Source organism: Microbacterium sp. (genome assembly GCF_049661145.1).
Taxonomy (GTDB): Bacteria; Actinomycetota; Actinomycetes; order Actinomycetales; family Microbacteriaceae; genus Microbacterium.
In genome coordinates this window covers 1-3,757 of sequence record NZ_JBASZT010000400.1, presented here as the reverse complement: position 1 = coordinate 3,757, position 3,757 = coordinate 1, and the positions used below count along the sequence as shown (strand labels likewise).

Below are 3,757 nucleotides of genomic sequence, written 5' to 3'. Positions count from 1 at the left end.
GCGCAGCCATCGCGCTGGTGAGGCGGCGACGCCTCGCCTGGTCGCGGTCGGGGCTGAGCTCCGCGGCGCGGCGTAGGAACGCGGAGCGTGCGACGTGCCCGCCGACCGCGGCGATCTGATCCGCCGACGCCTCGAGGCGTGCCGCGACGGACTCGTCGGCGACGTGCACGGAGCCGGCGAGATGCCAGGCGACCCGCGCCGGATCCATCCCCAGCGACTCGTAGGCGACGGCGAGGCCGGCATGGGCCGCGCGCCGGGATTCGGGGGAGGACAGCGCCGAGATCGACGCCCGCGCGAGCGGATCACGCATCTGCAGCCGGCCCTCCGTGAGCTCCACGAGGCCGCTCGCGCTGAGTTCGTCGATCACGGCATCGGGGCTCGCGGCAGCGTTCCCCAGCCATGCCTGCGCCGCCTGGAAGATGACGTCGATGCGGCCGCTGGACTCCTCCGCGACGATGAGGGCGAGCCGGCGTGCGGGCGCGGAGAGGGTCCGCATCCGATTCTGCGTCGCGCGATCCACCGCGCCGCGTGTCGGCAGCGCCGCCCCGACACTGAGCCGCGCGAGCAGGTCGTCGGCCGACGTGCCGTCCTCGAGCTCGTCGGCGATCGCCGTCAGCGCCCGAGCGTTGCCGCCCGCGCGCTCGATGAGCAGATCCTGCAACGCCGGATCGCTGATCCCGTCAAGCCGGTGCGCGAGGAGTGCGCGCGCGCTCTCGGCATCCAGTGGCTCCACCATGATGCGGTGCAGACCGGTGAGGTCGGCGAGGGATGCCGCGTCGGAGCGGATCACCGTGACGATCGCGACGGGGTCGCGCGTGAGCCGTCGCGCCGCGAAGGCGATCGCGGAGAGGGACTCGTGATCCACCCACTGTGCGCTCTCGACGACGACGATCGTCGGGACCGCGCGAGCGGCCTCCTCCAGCAGCGCCATGACCGCCGCACCAACCGCGAAGCCATCCGCCGAGCTGCCCGCCTCGAACCCCAGCACGCTGCGAAGCGGGCGCGCGTGGGTCTTTGAGATGGTGCCGAGCGTGGCCGCCAGCGGCGCGATGAGGCGCTGCAGGGCCGAGTACGGGAACTGCGCCTCTGACTCGACCCCCTCGACCTCCAAGACGCGGGGGGAGGGAACACCGGCGGACGGTACTCGCGCGACGGCCGCGCGCCACAGCGCCGACTTGCCCACACCGGGATCGCCCAGGATCGCGAACCCGGTGCCGTCGCCGCCGAGGAACGCGGCGATGCCCGACCCGAGCCCTTCGAGCAGGCGTTCGCGTCCGAAGAGCGGTGGTGGGCCCCCGCGAGATTCGACGTCCGGCATGGAGAGACAGTATGCCCCACGCGCGTGAATCCGAGATCCTCGGCGCATTTCGGACGCTATTCCGAGCGCGTCGTGACCATCACCTCGCGGCGATGGATGCCAGTGCCTCCTCGATCTCCGTGGCCCACGAGTCCGGTCGGTAGGCGCCCGCGAGCGCCAGGGCGGACTCCAGGGCTTCGCGCGCCTCATCGGTGCGGCCGAGACCGAGGAGCGCGAGACCTCGATGCCGGAGTGCGCGCGCCGCGATCCCCTCGCTGTCGAGGAAGGAGTCGGGGAGTTCCATCATCCTCGTCGAGATGGCGAGTGTCTCCTCGTAGCGCTCCAGCGACAGGTAAAGCCGGCTGATCGCGTTGAAGATGTTCAGGAACGCGTTGGCCTGCACGGTGCGCTCGGCTCGCGGATCGAGGCCGTCGAGCACGGCCATCGACGACTCCGCCTCTCTCAACGCCTCCTGCGGATCGAGCGGGATGAGCGCTCGCACGATCAGCGCCCGCGCTTCGATCTCACCGGACACGTCCCCGTGCCGCGCGAACTCCGTGGCGGCCCGGCCTGCCTCGGTCAGCACCCCGTCGAGATATCCGTCGATGTAGTACGAATGGGCGATGAAGTACCGTGCCCACGCCGCCCAGCGTGGCCTGTCGAGGACCTGCGCCGCCTCCAGCGCGCGCCGCGCGGGGGACCGTTTCGTCTCGAGCCCGGCGACCTCGCTCGCAGCGACAGGGCTCACCGTCTGCACGGGCTCTTCTCCGGCCGCTTCCGCGACGGCCAGCAACTGGACGACGTACGCGTCCCCGTCTTCGAGCTGAAAGGCGGAGTCCGCGCCGATCGAGTGGACGTCGCTCCAGTGCCCCCACTGCGCCCATTCGATCGACGGGCCGAGCAGCGCCATGGCGGTGTCGACGACCAGCCGGTGCTCGCCGCGCTCGGCGGCGCTGCGCAGCGCGCCGAACCAGTGGCTCGACTCGCTCTTCAGCCAGTCACTCGCGGCGCCCAGCGCGTCACGCGAGACCACTTTCACGATGGGCAACGGGCCCCAGTTGCGTGGCAGCGTCATCGCCGCCTCCGCCGTGGCCGCAAGGATCCACGCGTCCAGGCGGCTCTGCTGACTGCGGATCTCGGCGGATGAGGTCTCGTCGCGGAGCCGGTCGGCGGCGTAGATGCGCAGCAGGTCGTGCATGCGGTAGCGGTCGCCGCGGCCGAGCTCGACGAGCCCGAGGTCGGCGAGGGCGTCGAGCTGATCCCGGCAGGCGCGAGGGTCCCGGTCGTCGATCGCGGCGACCATCCGGGCGGTGAAGGAGTGCCCGTGCAGCAGCGCCAGACTGCGGAAGAGTCGGCGGGCGTCGGGAGGCAGCGCGTCGTAGGACAGCGAGAACGCGGTCTCGACGGCCAGGTCCCCCGCGACGAGCTGCTGCAGGCGGTTCTGCTCGTCGCGGAGTCGATCGATGAAGTCCGCGACGTCCCACTGGGGCCGCGAGGCGATGCGGGCGCCCGAGATCCGGAGGGCGAGCGGCAGATCGCCGCACAGCTCGGCGAGGGTGTCGAGGTCGGCATCCGTCCGCCGCGACGGCGGGATGAGTGCGGCCAGCAACTCCCGGCTTTCGCTGCGCGGCAGCGGCCCGAGCGGGAGCCGGGTGGTCGACTCCAGTCCGGGGAGGGCTCGCCGGGAGGTGACGATCACGGCGACCTTGCGGTCGGTGGACAGGACCGGACGCACTTGAGACTCCGCCGAGGCGTTGTCGAGGACGATCACGAGCGGTCTCGCGTCCGCGGCCGAGCGCCACGCCGCGGACGCTTCGTCGAGCGTTCCCGGTGGCTCTTCGCGCGTGTTGACCTGGAGGAGGACGGCCCGCAGCACCTGCAGCGGGCTGAGGGGCGACGGGTCGAATCCGTGGAGATTGACGAAAAGGCGGGATGCCGAGGCGTCGCCGCCGTGGAGCGCCTCCAGCACCGTCGTCGTCTTCCCGGCTCCCGGCGGCCCGGTGATCAGCAGGGCGGACGCCGCCCGGGGCGTGCCGCCGACGACCCCGATGAACGACCGGATCGCCTCCAACTCGGCCGGTCGCCCGCGGAAGTCCGCGACCCGGTAGGGCTCGGCGGCGACGGTGCGATCTTGCGACGCGGGCTGCGCGCGGTTGTCACGCACGCTCTCGCCGCCGGACGCAGCATCACGGGATGCGCCGCCACGGGATGCGGCGGCCGGGGGAGCAGGCGGTTCCAGCACTCTCCGGTACGCCGCGGTGAGCGCCTGACCCGGATCGATCCCGAGTTGCTCCACGAGAGCCGTGCGTACGGTGTGGAAGACCGTGAGTGCTTCGGCTCGTCGTCCTGCCGCGCCGAGGGCTGCGACGAGGCTCGCCTGCACGGGCTCGTGCAGCGGCCCCATCGCCGCTGCCGCCTGCACGGCGGGGAGCACCCGCTCGGGCCTGCCCAGCGAGACGG

Annotated in this window: 2 protein-coding genes; both read right to left on the bottom strand. The window is 72.3% G+C overall.

What is annotated here, in order from left to right; translation table 11 throughout:
* On the bottom strand, nt 1-1,318 hold a 1,318-nt coding region (locus WBP48_RS16565), incomplete at its 3' end, for an AAA family ATPase (RefSeq protein ID WP_424441842.1).
* A 79-nt stretch (nt 1,319-1,397) separates the two neighbouring features.
* On the bottom strand, nt 1,398-3,757 hold a 2,360-nt coding region (locus tag WBP48_RS16560; RefSeq protein ID WP_424441841.1), incomplete at its 5' end, for a BTAD domain-containing putative transcriptional regulator.